The 1525-nt window shown below is 42.0% G+C and carries 2 protein-coding genes; both read left to right on the forward strand.

The genetic code is table 11. From position 1 onward, the window contains the following. A partial coding sequence (locus KDK14_RS00305) for a hypothetical protein (protein ID WP_257263018.1) occupies window positions 1–550 on the forward strand: 550 nt, incomplete at its 5' end. 572 nt (window positions 551–1122) lie between these two features. Next, window positions 1123–1525 (forward strand): hypothetical protein (locus KDK14_RS00310; RefSeq protein WP_257263019.1); only part of this gene is annotated, 403 nt, incomplete at its 3' end.

The raw sequence follows: 1525 nt of genomic DNA on the forward strand, positions 1-1525 counted from the left end.
GAAGAAATTAAAATTATTTTTTAATGAGTCAGTACTCTACAAAGTAATGTCTACCTCAAGGAGAATGGATGGTACTCTACTGGTTGCAGCCAGAGAATCCACTGAGATAAGAGGGTATATCAAGAATCAACTTTCCCGGAGTCTTTGCCAGTTCCCTGAGAATCATATTTTACAGCGTTTTGGGACGCTTGGTAGCCTGCCGCCAGAAACGATGGCTGAAGTTCAAAGAAAATTCCTCAGCGGCATCATGAATAAAGCCGATTTTCTGAATTATATTGTTGACATGTTTAACACTGAACCTGAATTACTTGAGCTTTTAAGAAGGAGAAATTTTGAATTCTCGGTTTGGAATGGCAAGACAGAGAGTAACAGCGAGTTATTGATGGAGCAGTACACAGATTCACCAGGACTCTCTGAGCAGGAGATTATTGAAGGTGCAGCTAACGTTGCTAATTCTCGCAGGCGGTTCATGAATGATGATATTTACCAATTCATCGACGTGAAGCTGGGCATGTTCTGGAGCAGGATTATACGTGAAACTCGGCCATAGCCAGATTACCAGGGCAGAAACCGGTGACTTAAGTAGTGGCTAAATGGAATCGTACATTTCTGGCTGAGCGGACAGTTACTAAGGAAGTCGTAACGCAGGTAGCATAACCATAGCTATGTGACCGGAGTTACAACAAAGTGGCTGATCACTTGGTTCGGGGCAGTTTATGAAAGATCCGGGTCAGTAATTGTCCCGGAATAACTTCATCATATTATTGAGTCTGGGAAAATGTCGCCGCCCGCTTCCCGCAAAATCACAAGTGGTTCCGGCTTTTCGGTTACTTGGAAATCAACCACCCAAAAAACAAGCAGCGGCATATTGTGGGAAACCCGGAACTCAAGAAATCATGACTTAGTCAGTAAACTCTTGATTTCCTTTATTATATAATTTCAACTTATTATTTCAAATTATTAGTTGACCCAACCATTCTGATAGCTGCATTTGCAGTCTTAAGCATTATCATCAATCAATTTTGTGCTACTTTTCGTGGGCTATTAAATATTTCGTGGGTAATTAAATAATACGGTTTCGTTTAAATATCCAGCGGTAATCACGAAGACAAGGAAAATGTGGTGGATAATTTATCATCGAGTCAGTCTGCACGGGTAAATGTTGGCACGAACAGAAATCCTGCTAATAACCCTGATCGTTCGACCACCGATGGTTCGACATTTCAATCATACCGTGTAAGGCCGATTGATCCGTCAAATAATTATTTGTCAAGTGACCAGGATTCTGATGCTTGCTTACATTTTCCTGACCGTGAACATCAGCCGGTAAGTACTTATCAAGCTACCAATGATGACCGCGCTCAAACCTTTGCTTCGTTAAGGGCATTGCTCCAGATTCAGTCTTTTATAGACAACTTCAGGGACCGTACCCGAGAGTACCTTCCTGGTTTTGATATTCCCCCGGAGGACTCTGAACTCAAGACATTGATCCTTGAGAATGAGTGTGTTCAGCAAGTTTTCCTGT

Source organism: Endozoicomonas sp. ONNA2 (assembly GCF_024606365.1).
Classification (GTDB): Bacteria; Pseudomonadota; Gammaproteobacteria; order Pseudomonadales; family Endozoicomonadaceae; genus Endozoicomonas.